This is a genomic window from Lonepinella sp. BR2271, from assembly GCF_051851515.1.
Taxonomy (GTDB): domain Bacteria; phylum Pseudomonadota; class Gammaproteobacteria; order Enterobacterales; family Pasteurellaceae; genus Lonepinella.
This window is the reverse complement of sequence record NZ_JBPDVF010000006.1, coordinates 87612-103903: the sequence shown is the minus strand read 5'-3', so window position 1 is coordinate 103903 and position 16292 is coordinate 87612. Positions and strand designations below refer to the sequence as shown.

At 36.4% G+C, this 16292-nt stretch carries 18 protein-coding genes; 10 read left to right on the top strand and 8 right to left on the bottom strand.

What is annotated here, in order from left to right; genetic code table 11:
* Positions 1 to 8: 8 nt before the first annotated feature.
* The gene (locus tag ACTG7X_RS06680) at positions 9 to 1031 is read left to right on the top strand and encodes an ABC transporter substrate-binding protein (RefSeq protein ID WP_439257746.1); all 1023 of its coding nucleotides are present in this window, start codon (positions 9 to 11) and stop codon (positions 1029 to 1031) included.
* Between the two features lie 29 nt (positions 1032 to 1060).
* On the opposite strand, the gene ACTG7X_RS06675 is transcribed toward ACTG7X_RS06680, so the two are convergent.
* The 4 genes from ACTG7X_RS06675 to ACTG7X_RS06660 all read right to left on the bottom strand — a co-directional run bounded on the left by ACTG7X_RS06675 (position 1061) and on the right by ACTG7X_RS06660 (position 4722).
* Positions 1061 to 1333 carry a heavy-metal-associated domain-containing protein gene (locus ACTG7X_RS06675; protein ID WP_439257745.1) on the bottom strand — a complete coding sequence of 91 codons (273 nt, stop codon included), beginning with the start codon at positions 1331 to 1333 and terminating at the stop codon, positions 1061 to 1063.
* A complete protein-coding gene (locus ACTG7X_RS06670) occupies positions 1330 to 1692 on the bottom strand; it encodes a hypothetical protein (protein ID WP_439257744.1) in 363 nt (120 codons plus the stop codon). The genes ACTG7X_RS06675 and ACTG7X_RS06670 overlap by 4 nt, the downstream gene beginning before the upstream one ends.
* On the bottom strand, positions 1667 to 2770 hold the full coding sequence (locus ACTG7X_RS06665) for a transglutaminase-like domain-containing protein (RefSeq protein WP_439257743.1): 1104 nt from the start codon (positions 2768 to 2770) through the stop codon (positions 1667 to 1669). Before ACTG7X_RS06665 ends, ACTG7X_RS06670 begins: the two co-directional genes overlap by 26 nt.
* Positions 2771 to 2898: 128 nt before the next feature.
* Positions 2899 to 4722, bottom strand: a complete 1824-nt coding sequence (locus tag ACTG7X_RS06660; RefSeq protein WP_439257742.1) for an AMP-dependent synthetase/ligase — start codon at positions 4720 to 4722, stop codon at positions 2899 to 2901.
* Between the two features lie 138 nt (positions 4723 to 4860).
* On the opposite strand from ACTG7X_RS06660, the gene ung reads away from it, so the two are divergent.
* From ung to ACTG7X_RS06615, 9 genes are all read left to right on the top strand, one after another.
* Positions 4861 to 5529: a uracil-DNA glycosylase gene (ung, locus tag ACTG7X_RS06655; protein ID WP_439257741.1), complete on the top strand. Its 669-nt coding sequence runs from the start codon at positions 4861 to 4863 to the stop codon at positions 5527 to 5529.
* An 8-nt stretch (positions 5530 to 5537) separates the two neighbouring features.
* Complete coding sequence (gene yaaA / locus ACTG7X_RS06650; RefSeq protein ID WP_439257740.1) at positions 5538 to 6314, top strand: peroxide stress protein YaaA; 777 nt, start codon at positions 5538 to 5540, stop codon at positions 6312 to 6314.
* Positions 6315 to 6318: 4 nt separating this feature from the next.
* On the top strand, positions 6319 to 7005 hold the full coding sequence (locus tag ACTG7X_RS06645) for a 6-phosphofructokinase (RefSeq protein WP_439257739.1): 687 nt from the start codon (positions 6319 to 6321) through the stop codon (positions 7003 to 7005).
* A gap of 128 nt (positions 7006 to 7133) precedes the next feature.
* Positions 7134 to 8099: a 6-phosphofructokinase gene (gene pfkA, locus ACTG7X_RS06640; RefSeq protein WP_439257738.1), complete on the top strand. Its 966-nt coding sequence runs from the start codon at positions 7134 to 7136 to the stop codon at positions 8097 to 8099.
* Between the two features lie 310 nt (positions 8100 to 8409).
* Positions 8410 to 9357: a sugar-binding transcriptional regulator gene (locus ACTG7X_RS06635; RefSeq protein ID WP_439257737.1), complete on the top strand. Its 948-nt coding sequence runs from the start codon at positions 8410 to 8412 to the stop codon at positions 9355 to 9357.
* Between the two features lie 42 nt (positions 9358 to 9399).
* Entirely contained in the window at positions 9400 to 9852 is a 453-nt protein-coding gene (gene rpiB / locus ACTG7X_RS06630) for a ribose 5-phosphate isomerase B (protein ID WP_439257736.1), read from the top strand.
* 37 nt (positions 9853 to 9889) lie between these two features.
* A complete protein-coding gene (tpiA, locus tag ACTG7X_RS06625; RefSeq protein ID WP_439257735.1) occupies positions 9890 to 10690 on the top strand; it encodes a triose-phosphate isomerase in 801 nt (266 codons plus the stop codon).
* Between the two features lie 133 nt (positions 10691 to 10823).
* Positions 10824 to 11423: a DUF6088 family protein gene (locus ACTG7X_RS06620; RefSeq protein WP_439257734.1), complete on the top strand. Its 600-nt coding sequence runs from the start codon at positions 10824 to 10826 to the stop codon at positions 11421 to 11423.
* Positions 11424 to 11437: 14 nt separating this feature from the next.
* Positions 11438 to 12445 (top strand): nucleotidyl transferase AbiEii/AbiGii toxin family protein, encoded by a 1008-nt coding sequence (locus tag ACTG7X_RS06615; protein WP_439257733.1) that lies wholly within the window; start codon positions 11438 to 11440, stop codon positions 12443 to 12445.
* A 58-nt stretch (positions 12446 to 12503) separates the two neighbouring features.
* On the opposite strand, the gene ACTG7X_RS06610 is transcribed toward ACTG7X_RS06615, so the two are convergent.
* Genes ACTG7X_RS06610 through ACTG7X_RS06595 form a run of 4 tightly spaced genes read right to left on the bottom strand, consistent with a single transcriptional unit; the run spans position 12504 to position 16237 of the window.
* On the bottom strand, positions 12504 to 13436 hold the full coding sequence (locus tag ACTG7X_RS06610) for a cyclase family protein (protein WP_439257732.1): 933 nt from the start codon (positions 13434 to 13436) through the stop codon (positions 12504 to 12506).
* A 10-nt stretch (positions 13437 to 13446) separates the two neighbouring features.
* Positions 13447 to 14739, bottom strand: coding sequence for a TRAP transporter large permease (locus ACTG7X_RS06605; RefSeq protein ID WP_439257731.1), 1293 nt, complete (start codon positions 14737 to 14739; stop codon positions 13447 to 13449).
* Positions 14739 to 15215 (bottom strand): TRAP transporter small permease, encoded by a 477-nt coding sequence (locus ACTG7X_RS06600; RefSeq protein ID WP_439257730.1) that lies wholly within the window; start codon positions 15213 to 15215, stop codon positions 14739 to 14741. Before ACTG7X_RS06600 ends, ACTG7X_RS06605 begins: the two co-directional genes overlap by 1 nt.
* A 38-nt stretch (positions 15216 to 15253) precedes the next feature.
* Positions 15254 to 16237, bottom strand: coding sequence for a TRAP transporter substrate-binding protein (locus ACTG7X_RS06595; protein WP_439257729.1), 984 nt, complete (start codon positions 16235 to 16237; stop codon positions 15254 to 15256).
* Between the last annotated feature and the right edge of the window lie 55 nt (positions 16238 to 16292).

Below are 16292 nucleotides of genomic sequence, written 5' to 3'. Positions count from 1 at the left end.
GAATAAACATGAAATTAAAAAAATGGCTACTTGCCACCGCACTTTCTCTTAGCTTAACGGCGAACTTTGCTTTGGCGAAAACCATTACGGACGTCAAAGGGAAAAGCGTAGAAATCCCCGATCAAGTGGAGCGTGTGGTGGATTTATGGCATGCCAACAATCAAGTGGTGTTGTTGCTTGGCGGTGCGGATAAATTAGTCGGCACGACGAACATTATTAAATCAAATCCATGGTTTAATTTGGTCTATCCAAATATTAAAAACGTGCCAGCCATTAACAGCCAAAACAGCACGCAACTAGAAGAACTTATCGTGGCAAAACCTGATGTGGTGTTGGTGTCCAATAAACCGGCTCAAGAAGAAGTAGAAAAGGCCGGTTTAAAGGCGTTGTTAATTGGTTTTCAGAATTTTGATGGCCTAAAAAACACCGTACGTATTACCGCTGATGTGTTGGGTGATAAGGCTCCAACTATTGCGGAAGATTACATCAAAGAATTAGAGGCGAATATTGCGTTGGTGAATGAGCGTTTAAAAGACGTGCCACAGGAAAAACGTCCTACGGTGATCCACATTTCCAACGGCTCAAATTTATATAAAATTGACGGCGGTCGATCCATTATTGGTGAATGGGTAAAACTTGGCGGTGGTCGAAATGCTTTTGAAGATCAAAGTAATATGGTCGAAGTGAGTGTAGAAGATGTGCTAAAAGCCAATCCTGATGTGGTGATTGTGGGCAGTCAAAATGCAGATAAAGCGGTGGAACAAATTAAGCAAGATCCGTTGTGGGCAAGCGTCAGTGCGGTGAAAAATAATCACGTTTTTGTAAATCCAACCGGCACATTCCCTTGGGATCGTTACAGCGCCGAGGAGGCCTTGCAAATTTTATGGGTAGCGAAGTTATTACATCCCACCTTATTTGAAGATATTGATATGGTGGCAAGAACCCAACAATTCTATAAAAAATACTACGATTATGATTTGAGTAAGGAAAATGCGGAGCAGATTTTGAAAGGGGCAAATCCTGTTCAATAATGTGACTTAGGGGGGCGAATATATCGCCCCTAATTTTTCACAATGGCATGATAATGCAACTTGTCAATCGCCTGAATGAGTTGTTCGTTTGTCACTTTTTCTTCTGCCACAATCTTCACCAACCGATCATTAAAATTGCCTTTGGTGGAAATCACGCCGTCAATAGCTCGCAATTCTTTGTTGACTAAATACACACAAAGCTGGCAGTTCATTTCTTCAATATGCAAGGTGACATGTTTTTCCGCAGCGAAACTCAACGCTGAAAACAAATAACCGAGCAACAATATGACCCATTTTTTCATTCAACATACTCCAAGATTAACGGCAATAGCGTAGGGTAGCTTAACAAGAAAATAATGAACATAAATAAAATCCAGTAACCCCATAATAACGCTTTCCGAGATAAGTATTTCGTGCAAATGATCTTTTTGGAAAAGACTAATAACCAAAATCCATAACCGAATGCCCCCAAGGATAAAATCAGCATGGGTATGCGTAACCAGTCCAGTTGATTTAAGCCAATTAGCCAAGTAGATGACACCCCGAAAATCAAATAAATCAAGGGGGCAATGCAACATAGGCTAGAGGTCACGGCAGCGATCAGTGCCGTGACACAGGCTGTCCAAAAGGACGGATTATAGTTCTTTTGAGATAAACTCATAACCGAAGGCTTTGGCATCATAAGAATTTAACGGATCGCCACCCACTTCTGCGTAAGGATAGCCGAAGTTATTAATTGGGGCGAGTTCTGGCGTTGGATAAAGGTTGAAATCACGAGCATGATTAAAGCCGATCCAGTTGGCTTCCCAGTTACCGAATAAGTAGTTTGCCACGGCTTGGGTGTTTTTATCATCCACGGCTTTTTTCTCGGTTAAACGGTATTTTGCTACATCCGCAGAATCCACTGGCACCCAACCGAAACCGGCTAAATAAAATTCCGCACGGCAATGTTGACCGCCATTTTCATTCGCCACTTTGTCTTTCGCACCGCCAAAAGCCGATTTGGAATATTCGCCCATTTTCACCGCTTGACCTAAACGAATACCAAAAATTTCACGCGCAGGAATACCGGTAGCACGAGCTAATGCCACAAATACCGAATTAATATCGGTACATTTGCCTTTTAACACGCCAGTAGTGAGCATTTTTTCTACATCGCCGTCACCGCAACCGAGTACCGAATTATCACGTTCCATATTATTCACAATCCAATCATGAATTAATTTTGCTTGTTTTAATGGATTGGTTTCTTGACCGACAATTTTATCGGCAAATGCTTTCACCACACCATCAATTTTAATATGTTGCGTCGGTTTTAAATATTGTTGCACATCCACCGAATATTCAATTTTTTCAGGGGCTTGATAGTCTTTTAATAAGCCTTGAACCATGGGTTCACGATCTTGCGTCTGCACCAATAATTTAACGGTTAAATCTCGTTTTTCTGCCTTTTCGTCCCAATTCGCATACAGGGTTTTGGCACCATATTGGTTATTTTCGGTAATATAGGCTTGCTTGAAATTACCTTCAAACTCAATCGATAGTACGTTTTGATAATCAGAATTAAACGGCAACGGCACCCACAAATTGGTTTCGCCTTTAGAACCTTGCGGTACATTCACCTGATAGGTTTGGGTCATTTCATAGGTATGTGTGGTAGTGTTAGGATTGGGTACGCTTTGTGCTTGAGCGAAGAATGCACTGCTTAAAAGTGCGGTGGTTAAAAGTAATTTTTTCATAGATTTCCTGTTAGATAAACAAACAAAACTTGTCACGTTTAAGTTCAGGGCTGCAAGCAGAATGAACTGGCTGTAAGCATACCTGAAATAGAGCAAGAAAAAAATAAAAATTTACACCGCACTTTTGATTATTCTTTGTCGCTTTTCTCCGATTTCTCCGCTTTTCCCTTATACATGGACTCAATCTGTTCACGATAGCGTTGTAAAATAATTTTACGACGCAGTTTGAGCGTTGGGGTGATTTCTTCCATTTTGGTGGTGAATGCTTGCGGTAATAAGGTGAATTTTTTGATCTGCTCGAAATGAGCCAATTCTTTTTGTAGATCGTTAATGCGTTTTTCAAACATTTGAATAATTTCAGAATTTTTGACTAATTCTAAGCGATCTTGGTATTTAATATTGAGCTGTTTGGCGTAGTCTTCTAAACTTTCAAAACATGGCACGATTAAGGCGGAAACGTATTTTTTAGCGTCCGCAATGATCGCAATTTGTTCCACAAATTTGTCTTTGCCGATTTTTCCTTCGATCATTTGCGGGGCAATATATTTGCCGTTGGAGGTTTTCATCAGTTCTTTAATACGGTCGGTAATGTATAAATTGCCGTCCGCATCAAATTCACCGGCGTCACCGGTTTTTAAGAAACCGTCTGCAGTAAAGGCTTGGGCAGTTTCTTCGGGCTTTTTGTAATAGCCACGCATGACCATGCCACCACGCACCAAAATTTCGTTATCTTCCCCGATTTTGACTTCCGCATCAGGCATTAAAGTGCCGATAGAATGGGGGTTGAATTTCACATCATCCCAACAGGAAACGGTGGCGGTGGTTTCAGTCATACCATAGCCGAGTTTGACGTTTAAGCCGATACTGTGGAAAAATAAACCGATACTCGGTTCCAATTTGGCTCCACCACAAGGCATCATGCGAATGCGTCCGCCGAGAAGTTGGCGGAGTTTGCTGAACACGATTTTATCCGCTAACGCATATTGTTTTTGCAATAAAAAAGACGGTTTGTGGTCTGATCCTTTCGCATGAAAATAACGTTCTCCCACTTTCAAGGCCCAGTTAAATAAGGCTCGGCGATAAAAGGGGGCTTGCTGTACTTTGTCCCAAACTGCGGTGTAAATTTTCTCATAAAAACGTGGCACGGCACACATAATCGTTGGGCGAACTTCGCTTAAGGCTTGGCGAACTTGGTTGGTGTCTTCCAAATAAGCATTGACCGCACCACAATGGAGAATATAGGCGACCCAAGCACGTTCAAAAATATGCGAGAACGGCAAGAAAGACAGCGATACATCTTGTTCGGTCACGTTGAGTAATTTGTCGTGAGCTTGTAATTGATGGGCTAAGTTCGCATAATCTAACATTACGCCTTTTGGTTCGCCGGTGGTACCAGAAGTGTAAATTAGGGTAAAGAGATCATCAAGAGATTTGTCTGCAAGGCGTTGATCCAATTCAGGCTGGTATTGTTCTGAACCGAGTTGCACAAAATCAGACCAATGATAGGCCTTTTCGCAGTAATGCAAGGCAATATCGGGTGTCATGGCCACAATTTTTTCTAATTGTGGGCATTGATCTAATACGTCAAGAAGCTGGTCATATTGTTCTTGTCCACCAACAAACAGGATTTTCATGTCGGCGTTATTGATAATAAACGCCGCTTGATTAGCGGTGTTGGTGGCATAAATCGGTACAGTAACCGCACGAATTTGCAAGGACGCAATATCGGTGATGGTCCAGTTTGGCATATTGTGAGCGAAAATGCCGATCTTATCTTGCACCTGTACGCCATTGGCCAATAAAGCGAGACTCAGTTCATCAATGTGAGATTGGAAATCCGCCCAATTCATATCGACCCATTGCTCTTGTTGTTTATAACGCAGTGCAGTCTGTTTGGCGAGCGTTTTTGCTTGGTGGCGAATACGGTTGATAAAGTGAAAATCCAAGCTCATGATTAAAATCCTGTGATATCGTTTTGTTTAGCGTACAAGTGTTCGCTAATATAACGATTTGTGAGAATAAAATCTAGTGAAAATGTTAGAAAATCGCTATACTTGTGGCGAAATGAGAAGGATTATAGGAAGAAAATCATGAAAACATGGCATGATGTGATCGGAGAAGAGAAACAAGCCCCTTATTTTCAGCATATTTTGCAACAAGTTCATCAAGCAAGACAGGTGGGGAAAATCATTTATCCGCCCCAAAGCGAGATTTTTAATGCCTTTAAATTGACTGAATTTGAACAAGTGAAAGTGGTGATTTTAGGGCAAGATCCTTATCATGGGCCGAATCAAGCCCATGGTTTAGCTTTTTCGGTGAAGCCACCGGTTGCTCCGCCGCCGTCTTTAGTCAATATTTACAAAGAATTGCAACAAGAATATCTCGATTTTCACATGCCAAATCATGGCTCATTGCTAGCATGGGCGACGCAAGGTGTGTTATTATTAAACACCGTGTTAACTGTCGAGCAAGGACTTCCGCATTCTCATGCGAATTTTGGTTGGGAAACCTTTACTGATCGGGTGATTTCCGCCTTAAATCAACATCGTGAGCATGTGGTGTTTTTGTTGTGGGGCAGTCATGCGAAGAAAAAAGGACGGTTTATTGATCGCCACAAACATTGTGTATTAACCGCTCCCCATCCGTCGCCGTTATCGGTGTATCGTGGCTTTTTCGGCTGTGGGCATTTTCGCCAAGCCAATGATTATTTACGCCAACATCAGATCGCTGAAATTGATTGGCGTTTAGACAATATTTAAGGAATAACATGCTAGCCATTATCTCGCCAGCGAAAACATTAGATTATGAAAGTGCGGTGGAAAAATTTGAATTTTCTCAACCGCAGTTAACCCAATATAGTGAACAATTAATTCAACTTTGCCGTCAACTTACGCCGGCTCAAATCGGTTCGTTAATGTCAATTAGTGATAAATTGGCTGGATTAAATGCCGCACGTTTTGCCGAATGGCAAGTGGCACATAATGAACAAAATGCTCGAGCTGCCATTTATGCCTTTAAAGGGGATGTTTATACTGGCTTGGCAGTAGAAAGTTTAAGTAAAGATGATATTCAATTTGCTCAACAACATTTGCGTATGTTGTCAGGGCTTTATGGCTTGTTGCGGCCGTTAGATTTAATGCAACCTTACCGATTAGAAATGGGTACCAAGTTGCAAAATCCACAAGGCAAGGATTTGTATCAATTCTGGGGAAATGTGATTACCGAGGCATTACAGCAATCTCTGGAGCAACAAGGTGATAATGTGTTGATTAATTTGGCATCAGATGAATATTTTAAATCAGTGAAAACGGATTTACTTCAAGCAAACATCATTAAACCTGTCTTTTTAGATTTAAAAAATGGCAAATATAAAGTCATTAGTTTCTATGCGAAAAAAGCACGTGGCTTAATGTGTCGCTATATGATTCAAAATCGCTTAACCCAAGCCGAGCAATTAAAAGCCTTTGATTTAGGCGGTTATTGGTTTGATGAAACCACATCCAGTGAGCAAGAATGGGTGTTTAAACGAGATTTAAGTGAGTAAAATAATGAAAAAATTACTTACCATCCTTGAAAGGATGGTTCGGGGCTTTGCCCACGCCACAAGTGGCGTTCAAAATGCCTATCGGAATGTTGTCACCGCACTTTTGGCTGTTTTGTGGCTATCTGGCTGTGTCACTCAGCAACCGACGGAACCTACGCCACAAGTTCAATTAAATGTACCGCAAAATATTACCTATCATCATAAAAACTATGCGTTGAAATCCAGTCAAGATCTAGGAAGTATGGCGCATTATGTGTATTTTATGAAGAAAGAAAACGGTAAAAATTGGAAAACTGCGATTGAATTATTACATGATCGTAATGTACAAAATGTATCTTTACAAGAACGGATTCAGTTGCGAGAAAACGTGTATAAAACCAATGGGGTAGAGCATTTTAATTTTACGGTGGAAAACGGCACAATGTACGCCTTTGTGATCTATGCTCCAAATGAACAGCAGCCTAATTGGCAATTAGAAGTGGCTCGTGCATCGGATGTGGCGGGCTGTGGTTTCGTGCAATATCAATATTCTTTAAAAGTACCGCAGTCACGTAAATTGGCCAATATGGGAAAAGAAAAGTTGGTGGGCTATTTGAAAAAATATGCGATAGATAAAGAGTTAGCAAGGTTACATCAATTAACATGGCATTGGCATTGTGAATTACCACAAATATCCTCCGTTCAAAAGTAAACAGAATTTTAACTAGATCAAATTTTGTGTGAAAATGATGAAATTTTACTAGAGCCAAATAAGGGAATAGTGTAATCTTAGCACGCAAAAATTTATCGGATTTTTATATTTAATAAAAGGTAACAGACATGATTAAAAAAATTGCAGTATTAACCAGTGGTGGTGATGCACCAGGTATGAATGCCGCCATTCGTGCGGTGGTGCGTTCAGCATTAACTGAAGGTTTAGATGTTTATGGTATTTATGATGGATATCGTGGTTTACACCAAAATAAAATAAAACAATTAAATCGTTATAGCGTATCAGATATTATTAATAAAGGCGGTACTTTTTTAGGTTCTGCACGTTTCCCAGAATTTAAAGATCCAGCCGTACGTGCCGAGTGTGCGGAGATTTTACGTTCACATGGTATTGATGCTTTAGTGGTGATTGGCGGGGACGGTTCATATACCGGTGCGAAATTATTAACCGAAGAACATGGTTTCCCTTGTATCGGTTTACCGGGTACCATTGATAATGATATTCCGGGTACCGATTACACCATTGGTTATCAAACCGCATTAGAAACTGCAGTGGTTTGTATTGACCGTTTGCGTGATACATCAAGCTCACATCATCGTATTTCTATTGTGGAAATCATGGGGCGTCATTGTAGTGATTTAACCTTATCGGCAGCCATTGCTGGCGGTTGTGAATATGCCATTGCAGCAGAAATTGGTTTTAACAAAGAAGAATTAATTCAGCAAATTGAAAACAGTTTTGCTAATGGTAAAAACCACGCTTTGATCGTGATTACCGAATTAGTCACAGATGTACATCAATTAGCCAAAGATATTGAAGCTCGTGTGGGGAACGAAACGCGAGCTACTGTATTAGGTCATATTCAACGTGGCGGAACGCCTTCGGCCTTTGACAGAGTCTTGGCATCTCGTATGGGAGTGTATGCAGTTGAACTCTTGTTAAAAGGAGAAAAAGGTCGTTGTGTAGGAATTCAAAATGAAAAATTAGTGCATCATGATATTATTGATGCGATTGATAATATGCGTCGCCCATTTAAAGCAGAATTGTTGGATATGTCTAAGAAGTTATTCTAATTAAATGTTATTGATGTTTTATTTCTACAAAAAATAGGAAAATAGAATTCCATTTTCATAAGTGATTGATTGTTAACTTGATCAATCACTTTTTTATAATCACTGCCCCTGTCTTTATTGATATCTACATGATGTTGATAGTTTTCTTATCATACAATTTAATTATTTTTTATATTTTTTGATTTTTATCACATTTTTTCGTTAATTTTATTGATTGTTTAACAAAAGTTACTATAATGAACATATGTAATGTTATTTTTTAAATAAGTCTTGATATATAAACTATTTAAAATTAGAGAGTATCCTTTGTATGGAAGAAAATGATTTACTTACTGAAATATCTATAGCCTATTATGAACATAATTTAACCCAAGAAGAAATAGCAAGCCGGTTTAATATTTCAAGAATTAAAGTTGGTCGCTTATTGAAGAAAGCTAGACAAGAAGGAATAGTGGAGATAACCGTTAAGTATCATCCTGTTTTTACTTCACAATTAGAAAGAAGATTAATTGAACAATTTGGCATTAAACGTGCATTGATAGCAGTTGATGAACCTAATGAACAAAAGCAACGTAAGCAAGTAGCTTCCTTAGTTAGTAATTATTTGGTAAGTACCCTTAAAGATGGTATGACGGTCGCTGTCGGGCAAGGACGTAATGTGGCAGCAGTGGGTGAACATATTGGTGTTTACCCCGATAAAAATTGTAAATTTATTTGTGGTATTGGTGGTGTGCAACGTACGGGAGAACCAGTCGATGCTGATTATATTTGCCGTACTTTAGCAAATAAATTTAGTGGAACAAATGAGACGCTTTATTCTCCTGCTTATCTAGAAAGTAAAGAAATATGTGATATTTTTATGCGTAATGGCGTGATCAAGGAAACATTAGATAGAGCTCGTAAAGCCGATATTGCTTTAGTTGGATTGGGCGACATGTCTGAAAATAGTTATATGGTGCAGTTAGGCTGGTTTACTCCTTTAGAAGTAACTAATGCGAGAATTAATCAAGGAGTAATCGGAGATATTGCTGGTTATGGTTTTTTCAATATACAGGGGGAAATTGTTGAAACAACGATGAGTAATCGAGTTATAGGGTTAAGTTTAGAGGATTTAAAAGCGATCCCTTGCGTTATTGGGATTGCTGCAGAGAACAGTAAAACTATGGCTATTTTAGGTGCCTTAAGATCAGGCATTATTGATATTATTGCCACTAGTGCAACAAATATCAATACGGTACTTAATTTAGCAAAATTATAAATTATATAGTCTAGTCAGACTATTTTATCTAAGAGGTGAATTATGAAATTTGCAATTGGTTGTGATGACGCTGCTTATAACTTAAAAGTAGAGTTAATTAAATACTTACAAGAACTAGGTATTGAATGTGATGATTTTGGTGCAGGAGCTGGAGATAAAACGCTTTATCCCAATGTTGCGGAGAAAGTTGCTTTAGCTGTTGCCGAGGGAAAATATGACAGAGCTATTTTAACTTGCGGTACGGGGATAGGCATGTGTATTACCGCTAATAAAATACCAGGCGTTAGAGCGGCTGTTTGTCATGATGTTTTTTCAGCTGAACGTTCTAGAAAAAGCAATGACGCCCAAATTATTTGCTTTGGTGAGCGAGTCATTGGTGTAGAACTAGCTAAAAGTTTACTTAAGACATGGATTGCGTGTGATTTTGCTGGCGGTGGTTCAACGCCTAAATTGGAAAAAATGAAAGAAATTGACGCAAAATATAGTAAACATTAGTGAGAATTCCACTAAATAAGTCCGGTAGGGAAGTGCTATGAAGAAAAAAGTCTATTTTGGTACAAATTTGAAAATGTATAAAGGAAATGGGGAGACTGTAAATTATTTAGCTGAATTATCTCGTTTAGCAAACCAAATTGAGTCACCTTTTGATGTAGAATTATTTGTTATTCCTTCTTATACAAGCTTGAAAGATGCTGTGAATGTTATTGAGCAAGATAACAAACCACTTGTTATTCGAATTGGTGCTCAAAATATGAATTCTCATGACAATGGACAATTCACAGGTGATATTTCACCTTTGATGTTGAAAGAACTTGGCGTAAAACTTGTGATGATTGGGCATTCAGAACGACGTCATGTTTTTAGAGAAACAGATTCAGAAGAAAATCAAAAAGTCTTGTCTGCTCTAAAACATGGTTTTACTACCTTGCTCTGTATTGGCGAAACGTTGGAACAAAAAAATTATGGTATTTCTGATGAAGTATTGAGAACACAGCTAAAAATAGGTCTACATAATGTTGAAAAACAGCAATTATCTCATTTATGGATTGCTTATGAACCAGTGTGGGCTATAGGTGTTAATGGTATTCCAGCAAGTAGCCAATATGCGAATGAGAAACACCAAGTCATTAAACAATGTTTGTTTGAATTATTTGGTGAAGATAGTTCAAAAATCCCTACATTATATGGTGGAAGTGTCAATCCTGACAATGCAAATGATCTGATTCTACAACCCAACATTGATGGACTGTTTACTGGTCGTAGTGCATGGCAGGCTGATAATTTTGTTAGATTAATTTCTCAGGCGCTAAGAGCTAAACAGGAAGCAGTATAACTAGATAATAGAAACTTTGGGCTAACATATTGAATAGCATCGCCTAAAGTCGATGCTATTTTTTTGTTGTTCTTTTTCTTCTTAGTGATACAATGTCAGAAAATATTAGTGTTTTTATGACTTAAGGTTGTATATGTTATCAATAAATCAACATATTAGAGAAAAAATAGGCAAAACTGAATTAGGTGTTCTTTTTTCATCAAAAGATTTTTTAGAGTTTGGAGAAAGATCTGTGGTTGATAAAGCTTTATCAAGAATGGTAAAAAATAATGAAATAAACAGGGCTGCACGTGGCATTTTTTTTCGTCCAAAGAAGAATAGATTTGTAGGTAACGTTCCTATTGATATTGAAAGTGTACTTAACCTCATTTCGCAACAAAATGGAGAGACTCTTCAGGTTCATGGTGCTGAGGCAGCTAGACGATTAAAGTTGAGTACACAAATGCCGGTGCAAACCATCTTTTACACGAATGGAGCAACAAGGAATATAATTATTGCTAATCAACAAGTAAAACTGGTACATACATCAAACCAGAGAAAATTACAGTATGCAGGTACACAAGTGGGATTAGTTATTTCAGCTTTATGGTATTTAGGAAAAGAGATAGTTACGCCAAATATGATTAAGATAATCCAAAATTATCTTAGCGAAGAAGAGTATATTATGCTGAAAAATGCAAATTTGGCATCATGGATACATAAAACTATTAGTTCAGCTGAGTTATTAGTTTAGTTAAAGGGAAACTTATGCAATTTGAATCTTATTTCTCATTAAATAATGAAGAGCAGTTTGAAATAATTCAACATTATAGTAGTAAGCTAGCTATGAGAGATTATGTTTTAGAAAAAGATATATGGCTTTGTTTAATATTAGATATCATTTTTAATATTCCGAATAAGCATCCTATGGCGTTTAAAGGTGGAACATCTTTATCCAAGATTTTTGGTATAATCGATCGTTTTTCGGAAGATATTGATATTACATTAGATTATCGTTATTTTGATATTTCTAGTTCTTTTAGCCCTGATATGAGCAAAACTAAAATAAAATACTTTAGTGACAAATTGAAAAATGAAGTGAAGTCATATCGTGATAATATTATTATTCCAGAATTAAAATATAAACTACAAGAATATTCGATACCAGTAGATATAAAAGTAGATGAATCAGGAGAGAAAATTTGGATAAATTATCCATCTATTATTGGTGTGTCAAATCAGTATATTAAAGAATCTGTTTTAATTGAATTAGGTGGAAGAAATATTATTGATCCAAATGAGAAACATATTGTTAAACCGTATATTATGGAAGATGGGCTTAACATTTCATTACCTGAGGCTAATGTTATAGTATTGTCTCCGCAACGCACTTTCTGGGAAAAAGCGACATTGATCCATGTTGCATGTCATCGAGGAGTAAAACAAAATGCAGAACGATTATCTCGTCATTGGTATGATTTGGTAAAACTATATGATAAAGGGATTGGAAAGCAAGCATTATTTAATCAAGAATTATTACTAGATGTTGTAAATCTTAAGTCAATCTTTTTTAATTCTAGTTATGCACATTATGATGATTGTTTAGATTGTAAATTCGTATTAGCACCTAATGATAACCATTTTATTGAATTAGAAAAAGACTATAATGAAATGTGCAATTCAGGTATGATTTATGATGATAAAAAATATGATTTCCATTCTATGATGGAAAGGATAAAAGAAATAGAGTCTGAAATTAACTCATTCAAGAGTTAATAATATGAGAATATATAATGCTAGCCTAGAAAGAGTTTTTCGGCTAGCATTATAATAATTAAATAAGAGAGAGTTCTTTGATTTTATTATAAACCTTATCTACAACAGTTGTTCCAAAAATAATCTGATATTGATCCGTAATAGAAAATAGCCCCTTCACTTTATTAATTTTTTCAATTGATTTTTTATTCATTAATCTATCATTTTTTAATACAACTCGAATACGAGTTGCACAATGCGTTAATGCACTAATATTTTCTTGTCCCCCTAAATTTTTGATAAGTTCTTCTGCTATGCTCTGAAATTCATCATGTTGAATGTGATTTTTAATTAATACTCGGCAAGGTGAACCATCAGTATTTTCAATGGCTATTGGAATCATTAATGCATCAACTGTAGGGGATGTAATATTTTTTGTATTACATATATATTCTACTAATGTTACGCCTTTCATGAGTAAATGATGATGTGTCACATGTTTTGTTAATGGTTTTTCCATTGTTCCAGTTAGCCAACCTCGGATAGGGTAATCTTGCGGAAAATCAAAAGCTATAATTTTGAGATTTTTATTGGCTAAGTATTCAGCTCCCTCAAACGTAATATACGGAGCATTTCCCCAAAATTCTTTTGAATTGTAACTATAATGAAGATCCCAGCAAGTTTTGAAAATTATTTTTTCTACTTCTTTGCTTTCAGGCCAAATAGAGGAAAGCACTTCAGGGGTAATAGCAAAATTATCTCCAATTACTTCTGATAAGTCTAAGACATAAAATTCCCCCATATAAGTTTCAATAGGAATATCTAAAATATTATATGCATCTTTTTTGATGTGACTTAAGGCATCCATATGGGTGAAAGCGTGGCAAGATACTTGTAACTGTGTAGCTTCAAATAAATCACCATCATCAAAGTTACCTTTTTTTTCTATTGTAGGATTCCAACGTATATGATTACGAGAAATAGGCATTGAAAGATCGATCCATTTATTCATTTTCGACTCCTTATTTAAATAATAAATTTGGTAAGAATGTACTAAATTCAGGTACAGATATCAGCAATGCTAACAAGGCAAATAATGCACATAAAAATGGTAAACTGCTTTTTAGTACTTTCATCGGTTCACATTCAGCGATATTAGCGGATAGAAATATCAAATATCCCACAGGTGGTGTCACTAATCCAATCATTAAGTTTAAAATAATGACTAAACCAAAATGTATTGGATCTATATTAAATTGTGCAACGATAGGCATAAATACAGGCACTAATATTGTAAGTGCAGCAGTTGGATCCATTACCATTCCGATAAACAATACGATAATGTTAATCAGAATAAGTGCTTGTAAAGGACTATTACAAATAGATGATACCCAATCAGCTACTTGATGGCTAATTTGTAAACGTGCAATTAGCCAAGCAAAGATTGAAGAAGCCCCAACAATTAACATCACTGTAATTGTGCCTTTTAGAGATGAAATAAGTGACTTTTTCAATAATTCGAAACTGAGTTCTTTATAAACAAATGTGCCGACTAAATACGCATAGACAACGGATACGGCTCCCGCCTCAGTAGCGGTAAAAATACCAGAAATAATACCGTACAATATGATAACAGGACAAAATATCGCCCAAAGTGCATCTTTTGCACTTTCTTTCACTTCCGTCCAATTGAAAGGCGTAGATTTATTGCCGTATTTATAAAGTTTACTGAGAACGAATGTTGTCAAAATTAATACTAATGCAATCATGACACCCGGAATGATGCCTGACATGAACATTTTACCCACAGACACTCCAGATCCAGCTAATGCAGCAAACACAATCATGGGGACACTCGGTGGAATAATCGGGCCAATAATAGAGGCAGATTGTGTTAATGCACCTGCAAAGGGTGCAGGATAGCCTTGCTTTTTCATTTCTGGTATGAGTGAGCTACCAATTGCTGCTGTTGAAGCGACGGCAGAGCCACTAATTGAACCAAAAAATAAACTAGAAAAAATATTAATATAAGCAAGAGACCCTTTCCAGCGTCCTATTAATGAGCTAACAAATCGAATGATCCTTGTTGTTATGCCACCAACGCTCATTAATTCTCCAGCTAGGAAGAAAAAGGCTAATGCTTGCAGGGCATTTGTATCTAATCCTTGCATAACTTGTTGGGCGACAATTGTGACAGGAATATTAGGTAGAAAACAAAATAATGTCACAATTGATGCAAAGATAATACTATAAAATAGCGGTAATCCAAAAACGGTGAGAATAAACATTATTCCAAGTAGTACGATAAATGACATTATAATTCCCTCACTTGACGAGTTTTAGCTAAATGGACAAAATCAAGTATAATTCTGACAATCTCTAACGATAAACACAGAATGAATGGCACATAAACCCAAGATTTTGAAATCTTAAATGCTGAATAATAGCTATTTAAATTCATTGAATAAACTTTTATTCCGCCCTTTATTAATAAAAATAAAGAAATTAACATAACAATATATAGCAATGATGATAATAACCAGCCGTATTTGAATCTTTCAAAAATCATAATTCTTAATAATGGAACCTGTATTTGAGCCGTTGTTAATATTCCAAATAATATCATCCATGTATAACAAAAACGTAAAAATTCCTCTGCCCATGGAAAAGATATGTTTATCACATATCTTGTTATAACTTGTATAAATGTCATGACGACAATAATGATAAAAAAGAGGCATCCTAATGATAGAAATGTCTTTTTTATAAACTCATCATATTTTTCAACCATTTTGTTTGCCTCCTTAATGAACATCATTACTTAATTTTTTATTTGGTATCAATGATTTTTTGAATGTATTGATTACCGAATTTTTTTGCGTAATCATCCCAAGTGAGTTTAGCCCCTGCTTGGAATGATGCAGTATCTGGAGATTCTTCTACTTCCATACCCTGTTCTTTTAGTTTATTTAAATAAACTTGATTTTCTTCTAGGTTAAGTTTTTTCTCTAAATCTGCCCCTTCTTTTGCAGCTTGCAATAAAATATCTTGATCTTCTTTATCTAATGCATTGAAACTATCTAAATTCATAGACATTGGTGCAGCAGTATAAGCATGGTGTGTTAAAGACAGATATTTTTGAACCTCTTGTAAATTATTATTATAAATATGGTGAACTGGATTTTCTTGTCCATCAATTACACCGGTTTTTAAAGAAAAGTAAACTTCATTAAATGGCATCGGTGTAGGATTCGCTCCCCATTCTTTAAATGCTGCAATGTGTGCTGGATTTGGTGTAGTTCTTAATTTTAAATGAGATAAATCCGATACAGATTTTATGGCTTTTTTGCTATTTGTGATGTCTCTAAAGCCAATTTCATAAAAAGCGAGTCCTTTCAAATTAGATTTTTCTAGTGATTTCAATAGTTCACTTCCAATTTCACCACTTAATACTTTTTCTACATGTTCTTCATCTCTAAATAAAAATGGCAGATCAAGTAAATTGAGTTCCTCATTAAATGTTGTATAGTATGGGTTTCCAACGACAACAATATCAATCGTTCCCATTCTCGTGCCATCAATTTGTGTATCTGAACTGCCTAATTCACTATTCGGGTGTAATTTGATTGTAATTCGTCCATTAGATAATTCATTGGCTCTTTTGGCCATTAATTCCGTTGCCTTAGTGATGGTATCACTAGGTGAACCATAATGACTAAGTGCAAGGGTATGTTGTCCAGCAGCAAATACTGAAGCTGAAAATACTGTGGTTGTAAATAAGATAGTTGCAGAAATGGTATTTAGTTTTTTCATAAGATCACCTCTTTATAGTTGATTTTTAATAAATTTTTACACATTTTATTACTTA

What these genes read in the sequence shown, in the direction of transcription:
- ACTG7X_RS06680 (WP_439257746.1), top strand. Translation starts at nt 9, where the DNA reads ATGAAATTAAAAAAATGGCTACTTGCCACCGCACTTTCTCTTAGCTTA.
- ACTG7X_RS06675 (WP_439257745.1), bottom strand. Translation starts at nt 1,333, where the DNA reads ATGAAAAAATGGGTCATATTGTTGCTCGGTTATTTGTTTTCAGCGTTG.
- ACTG7X_RS06670 (WP_439257744.1), bottom strand. Translation starts at nt 1,692, where the DNA reads ATGAGTTTATCTCAAAAGAACTATAATCCGTCCTTTTGGACAGCCTGT.
- ACTG7X_RS06665 (WP_439257743.1), bottom strand. Translation starts at nt 2,770, where the DNA reads ATGAAAAAATTACTTTTAACCACCGCACTTTTAAGCAGTGCATTCTTC.
- ACTG7X_RS06660 (WP_439257742.1), bottom strand. Translation starts at nt 4,722, where the DNA reads ATGAGCTTGGATTTTCACTTTATCAACCGTATTCGCCACCAAGCAAAA.
- ung (WP_439257741.1), top strand. Translation starts at nt 4,861, where the DNA reads ATGAAAACATGGCATGATGTGATCGGAGAAGAGAAACAAGCCCCTTAT.
- yaaA (WP_439257740.1), top strand. Translation starts at nt 5,538, where the DNA reads ATGCTAGCCATTATCTCGCCAGCGAAAACATTAGATTATGAAAGTGCG.
- ACTG7X_RS06645 (WP_439257739.1), top strand. Translation starts at nt 6,319, where the DNA reads ATGAAAAAATTACTTACCATCCTTGAAAGGATGGTTCGGGGCTTTGCC.
- pfkA (WP_439257738.1), top strand. Translation starts at nt 7,134, where the DNA reads ATGATTAAAAAAATTGCAGTATTAACCAGTGGTGGTGATGCACCAGGT.
- ACTG7X_RS06635 (WP_439257737.1), top strand. Translation starts at nt 8,410, where the DNA reads ATGGAAGAAAATGATTTACTTACTGAAATATCTATAGCCTATTATGAA.
- rpiB (WP_439257736.1), top strand. Translation starts at nt 9,400, where the DNA reads ATGAAATTTGCAATTGGTTGTGATGACGCTGCTTATAACTTAAAAGTA.
- tpiA (WP_439257735.1), top strand. Translation starts at nt 9,890, where the DNA reads ATGAAGAAAAAAGTCTATTTTGGTACAAATTTGAAAATGTATAAAGGA.
- ACTG7X_RS06620 (WP_439257734.1), top strand. Translation starts at nt 10,824, where the DNA reads ATGTTATCAATAAATCAACATATTAGAGAAAAAATAGGCAAAACTGAA.
- ACTG7X_RS06615 (WP_439257733.1), top strand. Translation starts at nt 11,438, where the DNA reads ATGCAATTTGAATCTTATTTCTCATTAAATAATGAAGAGCAGTTTGAA.
- ACTG7X_RS06610 (WP_439257732.1), bottom strand. Translation starts at nt 13,436, where the DNA reads ATGAATAAATGGATCGATCTTTCAATGCCTATTTCTCGTAATCATATA.
- ACTG7X_RS06605 (WP_439257731.1), bottom strand. Translation starts at nt 14,739, where the DNA reads ATGTCATTTATCGTACTACTTGGAATAATGTTTATTCTCACCGTTTTT.
- ACTG7X_RS06600 (WP_439257730.1), bottom strand. Translation starts at nt 15,215, where the DNA reads ATGGTTGAAAAATATGATGAGTTTATAAAAAAGACATTTCTATCATTA.
- ACTG7X_RS06595 (WP_439257729.1), bottom strand. Translation starts at nt 16,237, where the DNA reads ATGAAAAAACTAAATACCATTTCTGCAACTATCTTATTTACAACCACA.